The 22100-nt window shown below is 31.4% G+C and carries 15 protein-coding genes and 1 riboswitch; of the genes, 6 read left to right on the forward strand and 9 right to left on the reverse strand.

Annotation, left to right across the window (positions count from 1 at the left end):
- Nucleotides 1–8 precede the first annotated feature (8 nt).
- Nucleotides 9–554 carry a MarR family winged helix-turn-helix transcriptional regulator gene (locus tag bsdtw1_RS21300; protein WP_183279497.1) on the reverse strand — a complete coding sequence of 182 codons (546 nt, stop codon included), beginning with the start codon at nt 552–554 and terminating at the stop codon, nt 9–11.
- Nucleotides 555–790: 236 nt separating this feature from the next.
- Between bsdtw1_RS21300 and bsdtw1_RS21305 the strand changes: the two genes are divergently transcribed.
- Both bsdtw1_RS21305 and bsdtw1_RS21310 read left to right on the forward strand, forming a co-directional pair.
- Nucleotides 791–1405: a TMEM175 family protein gene (locus tag bsdtw1_RS21305; RefSeq protein ID WP_183279498.1), complete on the forward strand. Its 615-nt coding sequence runs from the start codon at nt 791–793 to the stop codon at nt 1403–1405.
- Between the two features lie 86 nt (nt 1406–1491).
- Entirely contained in the window at nt 1492–2373 is an 882-nt protein-coding gene (locus bsdtw1_RS21310) for an SPL family radical SAM protein (RefSeq protein WP_183279499.1), read from the forward strand.
- Between the two features lie 70 nt (nt 2374–2443).
- On the opposite strand, the gene bsdtw1_RS21315 is transcribed toward bsdtw1_RS21310, so the two are convergent.
- From bsdtw1_RS21315 to bsdtw1_RS21330, 4 genes are all read right to left on the reverse strand, one after another.
- Nucleotides 2444–3310 carry a DUF4179 domain-containing protein gene (locus bsdtw1_RS21315; RefSeq protein WP_183279500.1) on the reverse strand — a complete coding sequence of 289 codons (867 nt, stop codon included), beginning with the start codon at nt 3308–3310 and terminating at the stop codon, nt 2444–2446.
- 223 nt (nt 3311–3533) lie between these two features.
- Nucleotides 3534–5990, reverse strand: coding sequence for a GxGYxYP domain-containing protein (locus tag bsdtw1_RS21320; protein WP_371874742.1), 2457 nt, complete (start codon nt 5988–5990; stop codon nt 3534–3536).
- 201 nt (nt 5991–6191) lie between these two features.
- Nucleotides 6192–7571, reverse strand: coding sequence for a HAMP domain-containing sensor histidine kinase (locus bsdtw1_RS21325; protein WP_183279501.1), 1380 nt, complete (start codon nt 7569–7571; stop codon nt 6192–6194).
- A gap of 1 nt (nt 7572) precedes the next feature.
- Nucleotides 7573–8253 carry a response regulator transcription factor gene (locus bsdtw1_RS21330; RefSeq protein ID WP_183279502.1) on the reverse strand — a complete coding sequence of 227 codons (681 nt, stop codon included), beginning with the start codon at nt 8251–8253 and terminating at the stop codon, nt 7573–7575.
- Nucleotides 8254–8566: 313 nt separating this feature from the next.
- Here bsdtw1_RS21330 and bsdtw1_RS21335 point away from each other — a divergent pair, with 313 nt between their 5' ends.
- Both bsdtw1_RS21335 and bsdtw1_RS21340 read left to right on the forward strand, forming a co-directional pair.
- Complete coding sequence (locus bsdtw1_RS21335; RefSeq protein WP_183279503.1) at nt 8567–8995, forward strand: helix-turn-helix domain-containing protein; 429 nt, start codon at nt 8567–8569, stop codon at nt 8993–8995.
- Between the two features lie 52 nt (nt 8996–9047).
- Nucleotides 9048–9479, forward strand: coding sequence for an EamA family transporter (locus bsdtw1_RS21340; protein WP_183279504.1), 432 nt, complete (start codon nt 9048–9050; stop codon nt 9477–9479).
- 54 nt (nt 9480–9533) lie between these two features.
- Here the strand turns inward: bsdtw1_RS21340 and lacZ are convergent, their stop codons facing one another.
- The 3 genes from lacZ to bsdtw1_RS21355 all read right to left on the reverse strand — a co-directional run bounded on the left by lacZ (nt 9534) and on the right by bsdtw1_RS21355 (nt 14802).
- Nucleotides 9534–12557, reverse strand: coding sequence for a beta-galactosidase, LacZ type (gene lacZ, locus bsdtw1_RS21345; RefSeq protein WP_183279505.1), 3024 nt, complete (start codon nt 12555–12557; stop codon nt 9534–9536).
- Nucleotides 12558–12905: 348 nt separating this feature from the next.
- The gene (locus tag bsdtw1_RS21350) at nt 12906–14174 is read right to left on the reverse strand and encodes a ferredoxin reductase family protein (RefSeq protein ID WP_183279506.1); all 1269 of its coding nucleotides are present in this window, start codon (nt 14172–14174) and stop codon (nt 12906–12908) included.
- A 34-nt stretch (nt 14175–14208) separates the two neighbouring features.
- On the reverse strand, nt 14209–14802 hold the full coding sequence (locus tag bsdtw1_RS21355) for a CDP-alcohol phosphatidyltransferase family protein (RefSeq protein WP_183279507.1): 594 nt from the start codon (nt 14800–14802) through the stop codon (nt 14209–14211).
- Nucleotides 14803–15016: 214 nt separating this feature from the next.
- Here bsdtw1_RS21355 and bsdtw1_RS21360 point away from each other — a divergent pair, with 214 nt between their 5' ends.
- On the forward strand, nt 15017–15787 hold the full coding sequence (locus tag bsdtw1_RS21360; protein ID WP_280514158.1) for a carbonic anhydrase: 771 nt from the start codon (nt 15017–15019) through the stop codon (nt 15785–15787).
- 56 nt (nt 15788–15843) lie between these two features.
- Here bsdtw1_RS21360 and bsdtw1_RS21365 read toward each other — a convergent pair whose 3' ends face one another.
- A complete protein-coding gene (locus tag bsdtw1_RS21365; protein ID WP_183279508.1) occupies nt 15844–16170 on the reverse strand; it encodes a DUF6054 family protein in 327 nt (108 codons plus the stop codon).
- Between the two features lie 307 nt (nt 16171–16477).
- Nucleotides 16478–16568: riboswitch (cyclic di-GMP riboswitch) on the forward strand.
- Between the two features lie 85 nt (nt 16569–16653).
- Here bsdtw1_RS21365 and bsdtw1_RS21370 point away from each other — a divergent pair.
- Nucleotides 16654–22020 (forward strand): OmpL47-type beta-barrel domain-containing protein, encoded by a 5367-nt coding sequence (locus bsdtw1_RS21370; protein WP_183279509.1) that lies wholly within the window; start codon nt 16654–16656, stop codon nt 22018–22020.
- Nucleotides 22021–22100: the final 80 nt, after the last annotated feature.

Here is a 22100-nt window from a genome sequence, read left to right on the forward strand (position 1 = left end):
ATATACTTTTAACGTTCACGCTGATGATCTCTAAAGAAATTAGCTCCTCCAGGAAAATCCTGATCTCCTCTAATGCCGTGATGCTCTTTACGTAATTTCTCAATATTTTCACCTGAACTTTGTTCAATTGAGTCAATTAACTTACTCATTAGACTAGAAAGTTGATTCATTTCTTCTTCTGATAAACCTGAAAAAACATTATCAACTAGCTGCATTCTAGCCTGCATTACTTCATTGGCTGAATTTCTGCCATGCTCTGTGAGATATACGTTGGAAACTCTTTTATCCTTTTCATTTAACCGTCTCTCCACATAACCATTTTGTTGTAATTTATCAACCAATTCGCCAAGAGAAGCAGGTCTTATCTGCAACTGTGAACTTAATTCCTTTTGAGTTAAACCATCTTTCATTAATAATAATCCTAATAGATGGCCCTGAGCCCTACTAACCATGATTTCATTATCTTTAGAATTGGAATTATGCTGTTGTCGATTAACAAGATTAGTAAAATAATTTATTTGTTGCAACAATTTTTCTGAAGTTATATTATACATGTATTTATCTCCTTCAAAACTAATAAGGTACCTTAATATATTCATCATATACCCAGCTATTTTTATTGTCAACAATTTTATTAAGGTACCTTAATTTATTTTTGTTTAGTCATTTCTTTTCTTGTATTTGCTAAATTTATAGAATATAATCTTTGTATTTCCCGATATGAAATGATTTTAATACAGTTATAACTCGATTATAAATAGATTTAGGTAAAAAGAAAGTGAGGTTACAAATGAAAATTTCAAAAAATAGACTTGAAGCCTTTAGCGACGGAGTAATTGCAATTATTGTTACTATAATAGTTTTAAATATCCCTACACCAAATACCTTTGACACTGCTTCAATTTATGGATTAATTAATTCAATTGTTGTATATCTAGTCAGCTTCTTGGTTGTAGGAAACTTTTGGAACCAGCATAGAAGACTTTTTGATGAATTAGAACATGTTACTAATAGAGTTGTGTGGATAAACATAATATTCCTATTTTTCTTATCACTAGTGCCACTGTTTACAAAATGGGTTATTCAGAACCCTAATGCAGTTGCACCAGCAGTTGGGTATGCAATAGTTTTTTTATGTGTCAATTTTAGCATGACTTTTATGTTTTTACTTATAATACCTACTACACTATTTGAACATAAATATAAATTATATTCACGCATATTTATGATGCCAGTTATAAGCTCAATTATAATCCTAATTGCTTTCTATTATCCAAGGATATCAATAATACTGTTTATAGGCCTACCAGTTGCATCTTCTGTTTTAAATCTATTGTTTGAGGTAGACCCACAACATCATGAAAGACAAAAAAGAAGAAGACCTCATTTTCACGATAAACATTAAGTTTATTTATAATATGACATGCTTATGTCTTATTGGATGATGTACAATCAAGTATAAGATTAAGGATTTAAATGGAGGTTAATAAAATGCCGAAAGAAATAGATGCGAAGATGCTGCTCTCTACAAGTAAAAATCCTAGCAGTTGGTTTGGTACTAATTATACCTTCAATACTTATAGAGGTTGTGAACATCATTGTATATATTGCGACTCAAGAAGTTTATGCTACAGAATAGATAACTTTGATGAGCTAATAGTCAAAAGAAATGCTGTAGAACTTTTAAATAAGGAACTTAAAAATAAAAGAAAAAAAGGGGTAATCGGCACTGGTGCTATGAGTGATCCTTATACTAGATCAGAAAAACACTATCAGTTAACCCGTGGATGTCTTGAAGCAATTGCGCAATATAGATTTCCAATTCACATTACAACCAAAAGTAATCTTATACTCAGAGATATAGATATTCTTCAAGAAATAAATAAGATTTATGCTTCAGTAGCTATAACTATAACAACTACTGATGATAAACTTGCAAAGATAGTGGAACCTGGTGCTTCTTCTTCTACAGACCGACTTAAGGCACTGGGAATTCTATCTGAGCTTGGAATTCACACAAGTATTACAATGATGCCTATTTTACCTTTTCTTGAAGATACCGAGGAAAACATTTTAGACATAGTAAATAAAGCGAATTACTACGGAGTTAAAAACATTGTTCCTTGGCTTGGAATGTCACTTAGAGACAGGCAGCGAGATTACTATTATAAAAAACTAGATAAACATTTCCCAGGAATTCGTGAAAAATATGAGAAAAGTTATGGCGATATATATAGCTGTTCTACTAAAAATATGAAAAAGTTAAGTTATGCTCTATCAAATGCATGCAGTAAGTATGGCATAAGCCTTAAGATGCCTACTTATCAAAGCGAGGTAACTGCTGTGCAGCTGAGCTTTTTTAATAACAAATAAAAAAACACTAGAATTAAAAGATGCTATTCTTGGAATTTTTGTAGTTTATCTTTTAATTCTAGTGTTTAATCTATTTATCTACATTAATATCAGTCGAAAGTATCACTTTAGTCTGGTCGGCAGTTTTTATAACTAAATTAAATTTATCTGTCTTCGTCAAAGGAGGATAATAGAGTTTAAAATCCTTGTTTAGTTCCATTTCTCCAGAAATTTGTCCAACTTTATCACCATTACTATTTGAAAGAACTGAATAAATATCAATATTGCTTCCCTTCATGTTCCCTTCCAGAATCGTATACGTTCCCGTAATCTTTACATTTGTTATAGAGAGTGTTATTTTACCATCATCATAAACTCCACTTGCTTTATAACTTTCAATGGAACTAGGATTAATATCCAAGTCAAAATTCCAACTTCCATTAATATTATTTATACTACCTATATTAAGCTTAGCAGTTGTCTTTTTAGAAGGAGAGCCCTTGAACTCAATTGCAGTTTCAAAACTATATTGCCCTTTCTTAGTTATACCTTGACCATACTGAGATATTTCGTATTTTTTTCCGTCACCATCTACTAGAGATACCTTAGCCAATTTAAAATCTTCGAAATTAACATTTTTACTATCAAATCTTATGCTTAACACGGTTCTAATTCCATCTGATACAACACCTTTTAAGGTTACTTTCACTCCACTTTTTTCACAGATCTTTTCAACAGAACTAACCTTACCATCAGCCTCTGCTTTGATTACTCCTTTATCTACAAATGAACTATTAAAAATACTTCCAGCTGGTTCTGATTTAACTCCCCCTTCATCTGCAAAAACACTTCCAGCGGGCTTAGATAAAGCTATTAATGATCCAATTACAATAATTATTAAGAAAAATGCTGCTATTATTGCAACTTTATGTTTATTGATTATTTTATTTTTATCCATATTACATTCCTCCCTGTAATATTTTCTTATATATAAACTACTTGATATTTATTAGAGAAAACTCTACTTCCTAACTATAGATACTGTACCTTGTAATCTTGTTATATTAAAATTATTAAGGTTTTCTATATAATACTTATACTACCATAGAGATCTATATTGATTTGTCGAACTAAATATAAATAACACATAACTTTTCGACATCATTAATCTTTAAAATTAATTATCGTTCAATATTTTTATTAATTAGCTCCATAAATACTTTTGGAGCTACTACTCTAACTCTTGGATTTTTCTCAAGCATACTTATAACATTTTTGACATCATTTAAATCCTTACTCCAAACATGAACATATACAAATGTATATGCTTCGGCTTTTTTTACATCTGTCTGTCCTTGCTCTATTCTAAAATTAATAGTTTTAGCAAGCTGTTCTTCATCTTCTAATCCACTCCACAGCAAATCTCTACAGGATACTATTGGCTTACCATTAGACCAAACTATTTCTCCTTTATAGTTATCATGTTTGTGGTAGTCCAAATAAAACAATCCCTTTATATTAGCTTTGCTTGTAAATTGACCCCAAAGCTCAGCATCATGAAAGCTTGAATCATCAATTACTGCTAAGTATCTTTCATCAGTTTGTTTCATATAATCATTCAATCGACTTATATATGGTGAAAGTTTTTCTTTATCAAACTTACTTGGATATATATAACCACTACCTGAAGGAGGTACTATAAAATAATCACTATACTTTCCTTTAGATGCACTTTCGTAATATCTATTAAAAACTGTTGGAGCTAAATAATACATAGATGGAGTTATTCCCCAACCTAAATTAAAATCTCCTCTATAACTTGATCCATACCACTTCTTCGAGCTGTAGTTTGTACCAAGATTCCATTGCTGATTATCTCCATCGGACATAATAAAAGTTACATAATGCACATTCTCTTCATTAGGTATATCTTTAGGTATGTATCCTTGTTTAATAGGTGTTGTGTCAAATGCACTTAAAACTGTAAGATTATAAGACCAATCAGCAGCTACCATACTTACACCATGTTTTGATGAAGTACTTACATTAGTAAATTCATCAGATCCCCACCCCATGCACACACTGCTTCCATCCATTGATGAGAATATCTTATCTCTAAGAGAAGTGTTTTTCATATCATTTTCGTAAAATACTAGAGCTTTACTCATAATTGCATAGTCTCTAAGTGGAGAACTTTTATTAGGTTCTAATTGTATTACAATAGAATGGTTTAGTCCTTTGTTCCATAAGTTTTCGTATGCCCAACTTTCTTCTGTATTTCTACAGTCTCCTATTATTTTCGTTATGCCATGAAGCTTTACTTTATATTCAATGCTAGTATCTACTGCTATTGAATTTTTCAAAGAACAAAGAGAACAAGCATTATTTATTGACGGATTATTTCTTTCATCATACAGAACATATCCGTCTACATAATCTTTAAAACTATAAACTAACTCCCACGGATCTGAAACATTTTTATAAGTCACTCCATAATTCTTCTTTAAATCCTCTAACCATATTTGATAATCTGGTTGATTAGAATTTAGTGTATATATCTGATGATAGGATTTATTATTGACTACTCCTTGAAGTGTAGCTATTAATGTTTTTTCACTTTCACTCATAGTATCTTCTGAAATGACATATAGAAAAGTTGGTCTTATCTTATTTTTTATATACATGGAAAAAGGACTATTACTTGCGGTAATAGTCTTCTTCCACTCAATCCAGCTAGTATTAAAATTATCTTTATTTTCATTACAATACTTATAGAAATTTTGTAAGAAACTAATTCTTTCATTGTTATAGAATGATTTAATTTCTTGTTCATTAAATCCAGCTAGTGCTAGTTGTCTCTTTATAATATTATCAAAAGTAACCTGCTTAGAATTTTTAACCATATCATACATTATCATAAATGTAGTAGTTCTTCCTATTCCCTCTTTGCAGTGAAAGTGTAGCCATGTATTTTTAGACTGTTTTTTAACTATCTGCATAAAATAATCAACCATTTCATCTGTAGGTATCTTTCCATCAGTAACAGGAATACGTATATATCCAAGTTTATTTTCCTTAACTAACTGTTCTTCATCCTGAACTTTAGTCGGAGTTATTGTCTCATTTGGATGATTTGCAAGGATGATAGGAACATTCAACTTAATGCTTTTAAGCTTACTCTGTTCATCAGCCAATACTTGTTCTTTTGTTAGTCCTATGTTAGCATCATTTTTCTCATTCTTCCAACTTACTGGAATGTTATTTATAAATCCATGAGCTTCTTGTCTCAAGTCTATTACTGTTATAGGCATCTTAGTATTTATACTATTTATTACAAGTGGTAGATTAAAACCTGAGAACTGCTGAGTTCCAGATATATTTAAATCATTTAACCCCTTTAAATCTAGGGTTTTATCTTTCTCAACATTGCCTAAATCAGAAGACTTTCTAAAATTTTTAGGCATGCCTTCATAATTTGATGTATCCATAACTAAAGACACAACACTGTTATCAACATTGGTTCTAGCTAAGCTTACAAACTTATTCTTATCACGCATTGTGCAGGAACAAAACACACTTAATATTATTATTACTAGAAAGCTAACCATATATTTTTTTAAACTTCTTGCCAATCTCATCACCTCACAACTTAATAGCGTTTATTAAACATATAAGACCAACATTACTATATTTATAAATATAGTTTCCTTATATACTCTCTGCTATTAAAGCTATATTTATGATATTTACATACTGGCTTTAATTGATTAATTTACCAAAACATTATAAATAAAGGTGAGATTGTCGTATTGACCTTCCCACCTCATTCTTGAAACTTCCTATTCGTTTATGTTTATTTTAACAATAACACTTGTTCCTTTTCCTTCTTCACTTTCAACTTCAATTATTCCATCATGAACCTCTGCAATCCATTTTGCAATTGATAAACCAAGCCCAGTTCCTCCTTTTTCTTTGGATCTAGACTTATCTACTGTATAAAATCTATCAAATATATTTTGAATATCATCCTTTGGTATACCTATTCCTGTATCTGAAACACTTATATATATTGATTTATTTCTCAATATAGAATTTATAGTTATTACGCCTTTATCCGGTGTGAATTTAATACTATTCTCAATAAATATTCTTAGCATTTGTTTTATAAGCTTATAATCCCCATATATATCAATATCTTCATTCTCATCACTAAATATATTATGTTTTTTATCTATTAATTTTGTTTCCGCCAACACTTCATCTATCAGTTCATTTAAATGAAATTCTTTTTTTTCTACTACTTGGGTTAGCGCATCTCCTTTGGCTAGAAATAATAGCTTTTCTACTAAATTGGCCATATTTTCAGCTTCAAGCTTTATACCATATATTGATTTTTCTAAAGCTTCCTTATCATTTTTCCCCCATCTATCTAAAAGGTTTGCGTATCCTTGAATAACTGCAATTGGAGTTCTAAGTTCATGGGATGCATCTGATACAAACTGACTCTGGCTATCGAAAGCTTTCTGTAATCTATCTATCATATTGTTAAGAGTACCCGCTAGTCTCTTTAACTCATCATCAGCATCATTAACTTCAATTCTTTCTTTAAGATTGTTAACACTAATGTTTTCAGCAGTTCTAGTTATATTATCTATAGGATTGAGCATCTTTTTACTTATGATATATCCTACTACGATTGATGCTACCATTCCAATAAAATCAGCAATAGCCAAGAATACAAATAGTATCTTTATGAAACTGTATTCACTTTCTAAATCTTTTACTACCTGTATATATACTACTCCATAGTTTTTACTATTTAGTTTGGTATTTAAATACATTAGATGCTTTTCTCTTTGCTCTAAGTGTTTTGTCCTACCGTTAGTCTCCTTAAGCTTTATATCATAATTAAAGTCACGTGATTGACCTATGACATTATCATTATTATCTAATATCCTTATATACATATTCTCTTTTGAGGGCAAATCTGCTAAGAAATCCTTATTATATAGACTTACCTCTCCTGCTTCATCATTAATCTTATCTATTAACACCGTGCTTATATCATTAACCTGTTTATCAGCTTGCTTATATAAAAAATACTTAGTACCGTATAGAGTTACCGTACTCAATATAAGCAATACTAGAGAAAACATAAAAGCATATATCAAAGTTAGCTTTACAGATATTTTAGCATTTTTAATTATCGATAGATTCATTTTATTCACCTTTTATTACATAACCAACGCCTCTTACTGTTGCTATGAGCTTTTGATTAAAGCCTTCATCAATTTTGCTTCTTAAATATCTTATAAATACATCTACAACATTCGTATCTCCCAGATAATCGTAACCCCATACACTCTCAATTAATTGTTCTCTTGTAAGCACCACATTCTTGTTAATCAATAACATCTCTAGAAGCTGGTATTCTTTCTTTGTTAACTCTATTTCTTGACCAGCCCTCAAAACTCTATGTGCTTTCCTATCCATTACAATATCAGCTACTTTTATGTCGCTAATATCTTTAGCTAAGTCATTACTTCTTGTATATACCCTTATTCTCGCTAAAAGTTCTTCTATTGCGAATGGCTTAGTTAGATAGTCATTTGCTCCAGCATCTAGTCCTAAAACTTTATCGGAAACTTCGCTTTTTGCTGTCAGCATGATTATTGGAATACTTGAAAATTGTCTAATTCTCCTGCAAACTTCAGTTCCGTTAATTCCAGGAATCATTAAATCTAAGAGAATAAGATTATAGTCATTATTGTCAATTTTGTTTAATGCATCTATTCCATCATAGGCAACATCTACTTTATATCCTTCATGAGAAAGTTCCATCTCAATAAACATCGACATCTGTTTTTCATCTTCAACTAAAAGTATCTTAAATTCCTTCAAGGTATCATCTCCCAAAAAATAGTGGTATATAACCCATCTTAATATTAATATATAATATTTTTTTAGTCATCATTATTATTGTTTGTACCGCCCTTTTTATTTACGCTTTTATCTTGGTTTGAATACTATTTTTATATTTATGCTACTTCATTTTAATTAAAAATAACATTAAAATCAGATTAAATTTATTTAATAAGAATATATTTATATACATCTAAATATCTATTAAATAATGTTAAAATACTATTAAGTACATTTAAGTATTTATTTTTCTATCATTTAGTATTAAGATAAATATATAGGAGGTGTTGTTTTGGACAATAACATATTAAACATAGAACAAGCAGTTGAATTCCTAGGTGTGAGTGAAAAAACATTAATAAAACTTCTAAGAGAAGAACATATCCCAGCAAGAAAAATAGGTAGAGAATGGCGATTTAGTAAAGAGGCTCTTATCAATTGGTTATCTACTGGAGATTCTACTAACTACATTAACAAAAACGAGCTTTATCAAGTTTCTAAAGATGAGTCAGGAACTAAGCAGGATATATTGGATAGTATCTGCGAAAAGATATCAAATTTAAAAGAGTCAAATAGTGTAGAAAAGTTTTTAACACTTGAAAAAAACATCAGCATACCAGACAATGCTAATCTAAGAGTTAGCTATAAACAACAAAGAGATGTAGAAAAACTTGAATTTAAGATTTATTGGACCCAAAGAGATGAATATAAGATTTTATAAAAGATTGAGATAATATTTATTTTTTTATGAAATAATAAGGGGATGTTAATTAATGAATAGTGTATGGTTTTTATGTGCTATGCTTTCAGCAATATTTGCTGCACTAGTAGGTATCTTTGGTAAGGTAGGTTTAAAATCAGTGGATGCTAATACTGCAACCGCTGTAAGGGCTGTAATAATGGCCTTATTTCTTTTTTTAGTTGTAGTTTTCCAAGGGAAGCTAAGCAAGATACCTGAAGTTATTGCCGACAAAAAAACTTTTTCCTTTATAATATTTAGTGGTTTAGCAGGAGCTCTTTCTTGGCTATTTTACTTCTTAGCTTTGAAATATGGAAAGGTATCTCAAGTTGCTCCTATAGACAAGTTTAGTGTAGTTCTCGCAACTATCTTAGCCGTTGCATTTTTAGGGGAAAAGATAAGCAAAATGAATGGAATAGGTGTGGGCCTAATAGCCGTTGGCGCTATTATAGTTGCTTTAAGCTAAGTGAAAATAAAGGAACCATGAAATCTTACATTTCCATGGCTCCTTTTGTTATTTTTACTTACATGGTTTTATAACAAACTCAAAGTGCATATCTTCAGAAGAATCTATTAGGTATTCTTTATGAACAGGTGCACCCCAGCTATCATCGCCTCCTACTCCCATTTGTTTTGCTGCTATTGTTACAATGGTGTAGTTAACTGGTGGAAGTTCATAGTAATGCAGTGCATTTTGAAGTTCAAAGGCTGTATATGGTGATACCCCAAGTTCAAAAGGATTATCAATAGCTGCAAACTCTATTCCGAAGCCATTTTTATCTTTTATTTTTGCCCATCTTACACCAGTGTGATTGCCACTTTCTTGAGGTACTAAGTATCTTGAAACATTATCCTTAACTAACTTTTCATAAATACCCAATCTAGCACCATGTACTCTATCTATATAATTTTCTTCAGGTCCCATTCCATAGAAATTAAAACTATCATAATCCGCTGATAATCTAAAAGCTAATCCGAATATAGGCATTTCAGGGAGTCCTTCTATACCTTTATAATCGCATTTAACTTTGATCTCTCCATTTTCATAAGCAGTATAAGCTACTTTGACCTCAGCTGGAACACTTAAAGGAAGGGCGTAAGTATATTCAACTGTGACGCTAAATTCATGCTCAAAAACTTGTACATCCTTGCACTTTTGGAACAAACTTGCTTCATGCCACTGTGAACATCTAAAGCCATGTTTATTTCCATTATCATTATCTGTTGTTGCCCTCCAGTATATAGGCATTGGAGTTCTTGTTATAAATTCTTTTCCATTATACCTTAGTGATACAATTCCACCTTCTTGCTTTGAAAATAATACGCTAAAATCTCTGTTCTTAACTCCTATATTTACATCTCCATGAATAACTCTAACTTTATTTAATACTCTTACCTCTTCTTTTTCTTCAATAGAATACACATATTGATCAAAAGCTATCTCATGACCAGCCTTTGCCCAAGTAGTATCATTCTTGAGTTTGAAGGCAACATTTACAGCATACTCTCCACTATTATTTACTTCAGGTAAATCAAACTCATAGTATTCTTCTTCACCTGCTTTTACTATAGCATCAATATTGCCTTTATATTGTTCTTCTCCGTTACAGATCAAGCTATACTCTAGTACATAACTGGAGGTATCTATAAATAAATTTTCATTTTTAACCTTAACACCATTTTTATCAGCATATAACTTTAGATTTTGATATAGTTTTTTAACTTCTTGTACTTTTGGAGATATGGTTCTATCAGCATATACAATACCATCACCACAGAAATTGTAATCTGTAGCTCTATCATCAAAATCTCCACCGTATGCAAAAAATTCATTGCCATATCTATCTTTCTTCACAACTGCTTGATCTATATAATCCCAGATGAAACCACCTTGATAAAGCTCATACTTATCTTCTAATTCTGTATACTTGTGCATTGCTCCACAGGAATTACCCATAGCATGCATATATTCACAACTTATATAAGGTTTTTGTGGATTATTATTTAAATACTCCTTAATTTCATGAGGCTTTGCATACATCCTACTTTCCATATCACTAGTTTCATTAAAACGTCTATCATGGAAAATACCTTCATAATGTACTAATCTTGATGGGTCTTTCTTTCTATAGTACTCAGACATCTTATAGATATTTTCCCCTCCAAAAGATTCATTCCCACATGACCATATCAGAATAGATGGATGATTTTTATCTCTCTCTACCATTGACTTAGCTCTATCCAATACAATATCAAGCCACTCTGGTTTACTGTCTGGAATAACCCAATCAGGAATCACTTGCCCCATCTTCATCCAAGATCCGTGAGTTTCTAGATTGGCTTCATCTATTAAGTAAATTCCATATTCATCACAAAGCTCATACCAAAGGCTTTGATTAGGATAGTGAGAAGTTCTCACAGCATTTATATTGTTCTGTTTAAAAAATCTTATATCCCAAAGCATATCCTCTTTAGTTATAGCCCTTCCTCTACGGCAATTAAACTCATGGCGATTAATGCCTTTGAAAACTATACGCTTTCCATTTATATGCATAACCTTATCTATCATTTGAAAGCTTCTAAAACCTACCTTTTGGGGCACAAGCTCTACTACATTATCATCTTCATCTCTTACAGTAATATAAAGAGTATATAAATATGGATCTTCAGCACTCCAAAGCCTTACGTCACTTATATCCAGCTTTAAAGTTAGTTCATTTTTTAACTTATTACCCTTAACACTAGTTAAGACTAATCCTTTACTATCTTTTAGCTCTAAATCTATAGTTCCAGTGGTGGACCCTACAATTTTAATTTCAGATTCTAGGACTGCATCTTTGTACTCACTATCTAGCATAGTTTTAACAAAGAGATCTTGAACATGAATCTTAGGAATTGAATATAGATATACTTCTCTAAAAATTCCTGAAAATCTCCAAAAATCCTGATCTTCGAGCCAGCTCCCGGTAGATCTCTTATAAACTTCAACTGAAAGCTTATTCTCCCCTTCTCTTATATATTGAGTTAGTTCAAACTCTGATGGAGTAAAACTATCTTCACTATATCCAACAAAATTTCCATTTAACCAAACATAGAAAGCGCTCTCCACCCCTTGAAAGGATATATATAATGAACCATTTTTCATAGTTTCATCTAAACTAAAATACTTTACATAGCTCCCAACTGGATTATATTCTTCAGATACCTGCGGCGGCCTCAATTCACTATGTCCATCCCAAGGATACATAGTATTTATATATTGAAGCTTATCGTATCCTTGCAGCTGTATATGTCCAGGAACCTCTATGTCCTTCCATGAATTACAATCAAAGTCTAGATTATAAAAATCCTTAATTCTTGAACTAGGATTTATAGCAAAACTAAACTTCCAACTTCCATTTAAGCTTTGTCTTAGTCTCATATCTCCAGAGTTCATTTCTTTCTCTGTTCTATAGTATTTGTGGTCTGAATGCGCTTCAATTCTATTTACTGCAAAAATTGAAGTATCAGAAAGCCAATCTGTGCTAGGAACCTTAAACCCCATAGTAATTCCTCCAACCCTTTTATTATAAAAATTAATGTAAACCTATACTTATATTTTCTACTATTTATAGAGCATTTTCAATATATTTTTAGTAAAAAAGTTAATATTTTTACTAAGCTTTTACTTATCAAAACTATATCAGCGAATAAATTTTATTTTTTACTGTATATACATAAAAATCTTCTAAAACCATTGAAATATATAGCTTTAATACCATAAAAGTTTTATATTTTTCTTTACATAGAAAAAGAAACCCAAGTTCTTAGAATGAACACAGGCTCCTTTTTACAATATATATTATAGATTAACTACCTTAAGCTATTATAAAAGCTACTTGTAAATATATCTCTATTTGAATTGAAATTGCTCATAATGCATATTTATATTTTCAAAATTGCTCTTTTTAAATTGGTTCTTTAGACTCTCTCTCATTCCCTTAGGTCCGCAAAAGTACACATCTTCAACCATACTAAGTTCTGCATAATTCTTCATTTGCTCTACCGATAGAAAACCTTTGTCTTTGAAGTTAAATAAATGCAACCTGACATTTGAACCAGATGCCAACTTTTCTAATTCCTCTAAATATGCTCCATCTTGCTCACTATTGTAGGCATAAAAGAAGTCTATAGAATACTCTTCTGTTACCTTTGCTTGTAGAAAACTCCTGAAGGGTGTAACCCCTATGCCTCCAGCAATCCAAATCTGATTCTTACTTCCTTCTCTATAATCAAATTTGCCGTGAGGTCCTTCTACTACAAATTCATCTCCAAGCTTTAATGTTTCTAATAAAACCTTTGTATCATCACCAAGTGACTTAATTGTAAATTGAATTTCTCCTTTCTTAGGAGCCGCACTTATGGTAAATGGATGTGAGGAAAACTTACTACTCTTTCCAGGAAGCTTAATGAATGCAAATTGTCCTGGTTTAAATTTTATACTATGCCCTAAAGCCTCTCCTGTAATCTCTAGTGTACCATCTGATACAATTTTAAGTTTACTAACCTTAAATTTAAACTTAAATGCTGCTTTTTCATAAATAAAGACACTATAAAATATTGAAATAATTCCTATGAAGTTAATTATATTTAGCCATATACTAAATGGATCAAAAGAAAATACCGGGTAGGTAGAACTTCCGTAATAATGATATACTCCCATCATATACGCCACAATCATAAATTTATGGATAGCCTTCCATCTTTCATAATTTAACTTTTTCGCTACAATTGCAGTTATTATGAGTATTACGAACAGATATAGACTAAAGCTACCATACATCGCATATGGATCTCTAGGTATTGGTATTCCGGCTTTAATCTCAGCTCTCTTTCCCATTTCAATTGTTATATTGTGAATAACAACTAAGAGCAACGCTGATATACTTAAGTATTTATGATATACATACGACTTATCAAGCCCATTGAATATATAGTCTAAAATCTTATTCCGTGTAGAGATAAAGTTTACTAAAGCAAAAGCAACCAAGGCAAATGCGGCTATCAACTGCGAATATTCACTCATTGTAGATATCTCCCTAGTTGAGCTTACAAATAGCCATGTTACAAAAGTTATTAACATACTAAATATAATAAATAAAAAACCTAACTTCTTTTTCATATTAACACCTCTCAAATAAATTCTATTACCATCTCTATTTTCTAGCTTTACTATATTTTAATGAGGCTATAGTAAAACAACTCTTAATTCTCTCATAGGAAGAATATATTCCTGCTAAAAATGTAGAATAAAGCAATATACTAACAATGTAAATTTTATTACTTGAATTAAATAAACTTAAAATGCAGATTATACCTGGAATTAAGAAAAATATAGCTGAAACTGTTCTCCCAACTCTATCAAAAATAAATGGATGTTCCGATGAAGTTTTATAAAGCTTAATAAAATTAGAAGTTGCAACGAATTCTAAAAACTTAATACAAACAAACACTAAATACCATAAAGGTAATACATGAGTACTTATTAGTGCTGCATAAGAAGAAACTATATATAACAAATCTGCTAATACGTCTAATTTAGCACCAAGAATGGTAGCTGCTCCTAATCTTCTTGCAATCTTACCATCAAAGAAATCCGAAACACATATCATTATAAATAAACTTATTAATGTCGAGTTATAATCTTGTCCATATAGAAATTGCTTAAAAATAAGAAAATCAAATAAAATTGTCATAATTATTCTTGCTATAGTCATACCATTAGGTATACTTCTTAAAACTCTATCCATATCCATCTCCCCTAAACTCTCTTAATTCCTTATCTATCTTAAATATAAACTAGTTAAATTAACAAAACCTTAAAACTAGCTGAGAATTAGCTGAGAATTATGTAAAAACTATACTTTTTTTGTACTGTATCTTACAGCGGATAAAAGACCTAGTTATAAGCAAAAATATAACCTATCTACATTAAATCTAAAATTATAATTAGGAGGTTCATAAATGCTTAAGAAATCATCTAACATCTTTACATTAATAACTGCTAATATTCTTATAGCAACTTTTTTATTAATAGGATGTGCAAGTACTGGAAATAGTAGCATTTTATCAATTAATAAAATTTCAAGCAGAACAACGTTTGAGAATAAAACTGCTGATTCTCAAATGTACATAAGACCAGACAATGTTAGTATAGATCGGGCAAAACAACTTTTGATAGAAGGCAATAAAAGATATGTTGATAATAAAGTACTAACACATGATATAAGCGATGCTAGACGTAAGAAACTATCTACAGATGGTCAGAAGCCTTTTGCAGTTGTGTTAAGTTGCTCAGACTCTAGAGTTCCACCTGAATTAGTGTTTGATCAAGGACTAGGTGATTTATTTGTTGTTAGAAATGCTGGAAATGTAATTGATCCTATTGCATTAGGAAGCATAGAATATGGAGCCGAACATCTAGGTGCCCCATTAATAATTGTTTTAGGTCATGAAAAATGTGGTGCAGTAAAAGCTGCAATTGAAGGTGGTACAACATCTGAAAATATTACAGCTATAATAGATCAAATAAAACCATCTTATAATAAAACTAAAAATAATAGTCAAAATGCAGATGAAATTTATAATCTAACAATTGATGAAAATATAAAAAATTCTATGAATTTGATTAATAAAAGCTTAGTTATTCAAAAGTTAACTGCCGAAAGGAAGATAAATGTAATTGGAGCCAAGTATCATATGGATACAGGTAAAGTAACCTTTGATATACAGTAGCATTTTTGACAAAAAAGTGCAGCCTTTTAATTAATAAAGGCTGCTAAAAATTTTAATTATATAATATACTCCTTTAATATTTTCTCAATACTGGCTGCAAAATTATCCGCAGCGCCCCAATCAAACTTAAAAAGCCAGCCTTCTGAGCTGCCTGTAGCTATAGCTCTTACATCTGTGTATCCTTTAATATTATCTATTATTACAACTAGTGCAGCCCTATTGCTAGTTCTCATGTAGTATTTTTCATAAACTAATGTTCCTGTACACACTCCATTTTCTAACTCAAAGAACTCTTCGTGTACTAAATCTGCACTTTGGCTATTCTTTACTAACGAAAATGCTTTATTTGGGGTAATATTAACCTTAAAATTATATTTACTCATAAATCTCCCTCCTTTATTAAAAACAATATATCTATTACCTTATATAAATAGTACTAATATATGTACTCTATAATAATCACTTGTCACTAACACATAATTTTACACATCAATATCAATATGCCTTATTAAACCAGGTTTTAACAATACCCTTCTGTATTGTTTATTTACGCTCTATATAGTAAAATTATCATATTAGATATAAAAGAGTAAACTTATTAGTATATATGCTATATTATATTACTTTAAAGTTAAATTTATATAGTTATATTTTTAGTGGTTTTCTAACTATATATCTAAAAAAATTAAAAAGTGAAAAAGGCAAACCATGGGAAACCATGAGACGCAAAGCCAAGGGCCTGTACCACATTTTATCTTGTGGATGGCAGCCGGTTACCACAGGGAATACTAATTTCAATTCTATAGACCTACTTAAGGTCTGTCTTTTCCCTATTTCCCTTTTTCACAAAGAAAGGTAGGGTCAAAATGAAAAAACTTTTATGCAGCAGTTTTCTATTTTTAGCATCACTGCTACTATTCTTCCAACTGGCACCACCAGTGGAAAAAGTCTATGCATTAACAAATAACAATGTGTTACCGCCAAGCAACCTGTCAGTCCAACTTACTACCCCAAGTGATGCGAAACTCTCTTGGAGCTCTGTTTATGGAGCTACTGGTTATAATGTTTATGGAATAACTGATGGTCAACTTAAGTTAGTTGGTACAACAACATCAACCTCTTATTCTTTTAATAACATTCCTGAAGGAGATTATAGTTATGTTGTATCAACATTAAGTACAGATGGAGAGTCAGGACCTTGTGCCCCTGTTACTTTTAATGTTACTTATCCAAATATGACAGCTCCAACTGCATTAACCAGTAAAATTCAAAATGGTAATGATATAGTTTTAACTTGGACAAGCTCTCAATATGCTAAAACTTATAACATTTATCAGATTGGTGCTGATAGCCAAAAGACATTAGTTTCTACATCAAGCACACCGACTTATACTATAACTAATGCACCTGCTGGAAGCTATACTTATGCAGTTTCAGCAGTAAATCCACTTTATGGTGAATCTTCAATATCAGCCTCAACTAATGTAAATATGGTTTTACCAACTATGACAGCCCCAGGTAATTTTGCTTATTCAATATTAAACGGAAATGATATATCTCTGAAGTGGAACGCTGTTAGTTACGCTACAGGCTATAAGGTTTATCAAATTATTGATGGACAAAAAACTTTAAAAAGTACCACTACTGGTACTAGTATTTCATATACTAATATGACTGCTGGTGACTATACGTATGAAGTTCACTCTTATAGCGACAGATTTGGTGAATCTCAAGATGGATCTCAACTGACATTTACTCTGATACTTCCAGTAATGCAGACACCAGGCAGCTTAACTTATAGTATTGCAAATGGTAATGATATTACCTTAAAATGGGCAGCTGTTCCATATGCAACTAATTATACAGTTTATCAAATAATTGATGGAGTAAAGGTTTTAAAAAGTACGTTAACAGGAACAACTGTTACCTACTCTAATATGCCTGGAAATGACTATATTTATGAAGTTCATTCTTATTCAACTCGTTTTGGAGAATCACAGGATGGAAGCCAAATAAGCTTTAATTTAACTTTGCCATCAATGGAAGCTCCAAGTTCCTTAACATATTCTATAGCAAATGGTAATGATATAACTTTAAAGTGGGCCTCAGTTCCATATGCAACCAATTATAGAGTGTACCAAATAGTTAATGGCCAAAAAGTTTTAAAAAGCACATTAACTGGAACTAGTATAACTTATACTAATATGAATGGTGGAGATTATACTTACGAAGTCCACTCCTATAGTGATAGATTCAGCGAGTCAACTGAAGGAAGCAGTCTTTCATTTACACTGACACTTCCGGTGATGACACCGCCAACAGACGTAGTTCAAACTATTAAAAGTGCTACGGATTTCACCTTGAATTGGACAGCATCTCCTTATGCTACGAGTTATAAGGTATATCAAATAGTTAATGGCCAGAAAGTATTAAAAAGTACAGTTACAAGTACTACTGTTTCTTATACAAATATGACTTCAGGTGATTATAGCTTTGAAATTCATTCTTATTCAACCCGTTTTGGAGAGTCTTCAGATGGAAGTACTATAATTGTTACACTGAATGGACAAACAATGCAGGCTCCAACTAACTTAACATATAGTATTACAAATGGAAATGATATAACTTTAAAATGGACCGCTTCACCATATGCAACAAGCTACAAAATATATCAAGTAATTGACGGACAAGCAGTTTTGCAAAAAACTGTAACTACTACTAGTGCTAGTTTTACCAACATGGCTGGTGGTAATTATGATTACCTCATAAATTCTGTATCTACAATTTTAGGTGAATCTCCGGTAGGAGCAGAAACTGCCTTTACTTTAGTTTTACCAACAATGGCCGCTCCAGGTAACTTAACTTATAAGATACAGAATGGAAATGACGTAGTATTGACGTGGTCGGCAGTAACATATGCTAATAACTACAAGGTTTATGAATTAATTGATGGTCAATTAGTGTTAAAGACTACAGTATCAGCTACAACAGCAACATTAACTAATGTACCAGAAGGTGATCATACTTATGTAGTTAATTCAGTAAGTACACGTTTTGGTGAATCACTAGAAGGAAGCAATGTATCATTTTCACTAACTTTCCCTACAATGCTTGCACCTGGAAACCTTACTTATAGCATTGCAAATGGAAATGATATAACTTTAAAATGGAATTCAGTAACCTACTCAACTGGGTATAACATCTATCAACTAATTAATGGTCAAAGGGTATTAAAACAAACAGTTACTGGTACAAGCGTTACATTTACTAATATGCCTGAAGGTGACTATAACTTTGAGATTCATTCTTATAGTACACGTTTTGGTGAATCTCAAGATAGTAGCCAAACTAACTTCACTTTAGTTTTCCCAGTAATGCAGGCTCCAAGTAACTTCACTTACACTATTGTAAATGGTAACGACATAACTTTAAAATGGGGAAGTACATTATATACAACAAACTATAGAATCTATCAGATTATAAATGGACAAAAAACTTTAAAACAAACAGTTACTGGTACTAGCATTACATTTACTAACATGCCTGAAGGTGACTATAATTTCGAGATTCACTCATACAGCACTCGTTTCGGTGAATCACAAGATGGTAGTCAAACTAGCTTCACTTTAGTCTTCCCAGTAATGCAAGCACCTGCTAACTTAACTAATACAATCGTTAACGGGAATGATATCACTTTAAAGTGGAATGCATCTTCTTATGCAACAGCTTATAGAGTATATCAAATTGTAAACGGACAAAGAGTATTAAAACAAACAGTTACCACTACTAGTGCTACATTTACGAATATGCCTGAAGGTGATTATAGCTATGAAGTTAATTCTTATAGCAGCCGTTTTGGAGAATCACCAGTAGCAAGTCCAATAAATCTTTCATTAATCTGGCCTGTAGTACAGCCTCCAAGTTTAGTTGGAACTATATCAAACATTAATAATATAACTTTTTCTTGGCAGTCAGTAAGCTGGGCAAATGAATATAGAATATATGAAACTACTGATGGCAATAAACAACTATTATACAAAGGAACTGCTTTAAGTTATAAAGTGTTCAATTTATCAGAAGGTACACATAGTTATCAAATCACGGCATATAGTACAAGATTTGGTGAATCACAACTTTCTACAGCATTAACAGAAACTATTGTTTATCCTGATATGCAGTCACCAGTTGCCACTTTAAAGGTTTTAGATCAATCAAGTGCTCTAATATCTTGGAACTTTGTCACTTATGCTAATGGATATAACATATATGAAATTATAGATGGTAATGCAGTATTAGTAGCAAAAAATATAAATAATTTATCTTATACACTAACTAATCTTCCATATGCAAACCATCTATACTATGTTACATCATACAGTAATTCATTTGGTGAATCATCTCCATCTAATACTGTTTTAGCGAAACTTATAGTTGATACTGAAGCACCTATTACTAATATTGATGCTTCAAGTAATTGGACAAATCAATCACAGGTATTGGTTAATTTATCTGCAACTGACAAAGATACTGGTGTTGCAGCAACTTATTATTCTATAGATGATGGAGCCTTTGTAACTGGAACATCATTTACAATAAGTAAAGAAGGTATTACTAAGATTTCCTTCTATTCTGTTGATAAGGTAGGTAATATTGAATCTGTTAAGACAGCTTATATAAAAATTGATAAAACTGCACCAGTTACTACTTCTAATATATCTGACATTTGGTCAAATAATGATGTAACTGTAAACTTAAATGCTACTGACTCACAAAGTGGAGTTGTTAAGACCTTCTACTCAATTGATGGTTCTGATTATATCGAAGGTTCTTCATTCACAATACAAACTGAAGGAATTCATACAGTTTCCTTCTACTCAGTAGATGCAGCTGGAAACATTGAATCAGCTAAAACTGCTTATGTAAAAATTGATAAAACTGCACCAGTTACTACTTCTAATATATCTGACATTTGGTCAAATAATGATGTAACTGTAAACTTAAATGCTACTGACTCACAAAGTGGGGTTGCTAGAACTTTCTACTCAATTGATGGTTCTGAATACATCGAAGGTACTTCATTTACAATACAAACCGAAGGAATTCATACAGTTTCCTTCTACTCAGTAGATGCAGCAGGAAACATTGAATCAGCTAAAACAGCTTATGTAAAGATTGACAAAACTGCATCAGTTACTACTTCTAATATATCTGATAATTGGTCAAATAATGATGTAACTGTAAACTTAAATGCTACTGACTCACAAAGTGGCGTTGTTAGAACTTTCTACTCAATTGATGGTTCTGGTTATGTTGAAGGTACTTCATTTACAATACAAACTGAAGGAATTCATACAGTTTCCTTCTACTCAGTAGATGCAGCAGGAAACATTGAATCAGCTAAAACAGCTTATGTAAAGATTGATAAAACTGCATCAGTTACTACTTCTAATATATCTGATAATTGGTCAAATAATGATGTAACTGTAAACTTAAATGCTACTGACTCACAAAGTGGCGTTGTTAGAACTTTCTACTCAATTGATGGTTCTGGTTATGTTGAAGGTACTTCATTTACAATACAAACTGAAGGAATTCACACTATTTCCTTCTACTCAGTAGATGCATCAGGAAACATTGAATCAACTAAAACTGCTTATGTAAAAATTGATAAAACTATGCCAACATTATCGATGTTACTAAATGGAGAATATAAGCTTGGTACATTACTTCAGCTAAATTATAATGTATCAGATAATCTTTCTGGTATAGCTAGTGAAAAAATGGTAGTTTTCGCACCAAATCAAACTACTGGGGAAATCATGAATAATGGTTCCACTCTTAACCTCGATAAACCTGGAGTTTATAAGGTTGTTATCACTGCAACCGATGCGGCTGGCAATAGCTACACAATAGAAAGACAATTTGTAGTTTACATTCCAGCAAACATTGAAGTAACATCTAAAGTCATTAAAGGAAATAATGGAGTATTTACTGTTCGTGTTGATCTTCCAACAGGATATTCCACTAACGGTTTAGACCTTAATACTGCAAAAGCTAACGGTGTAAGCGCACTTAATAGCAATAACGGATACTACAATCAAGCAAAAATCGGTCAATTTAAATTTGAACGCTCTGATTTTTCTTGGTCTTCTTCAGAAGTTGTTATTGAATTCCGTTGCTATATTAATGGTTATTTGGTAGTAGGTCAAACTACTGTTAAAGTTCAAGTATAATTATATTTAAAATTATTAATCCCTCTGCAAATAGCAGGGGGATTTTAATTTTATGCAAGTTGACTATAAATTAAATTGAT

The organism is Clostridium fungisolvens (genome assembly GCF_014193895.1).
In the GTDB taxonomy this organism is placed as follows: domain Bacteria; phylum Bacillota; class Clostridia; order Clostridiales; family Clostridiaceae; genus Clostridium_AR; species Clostridium_AR fungisolvens.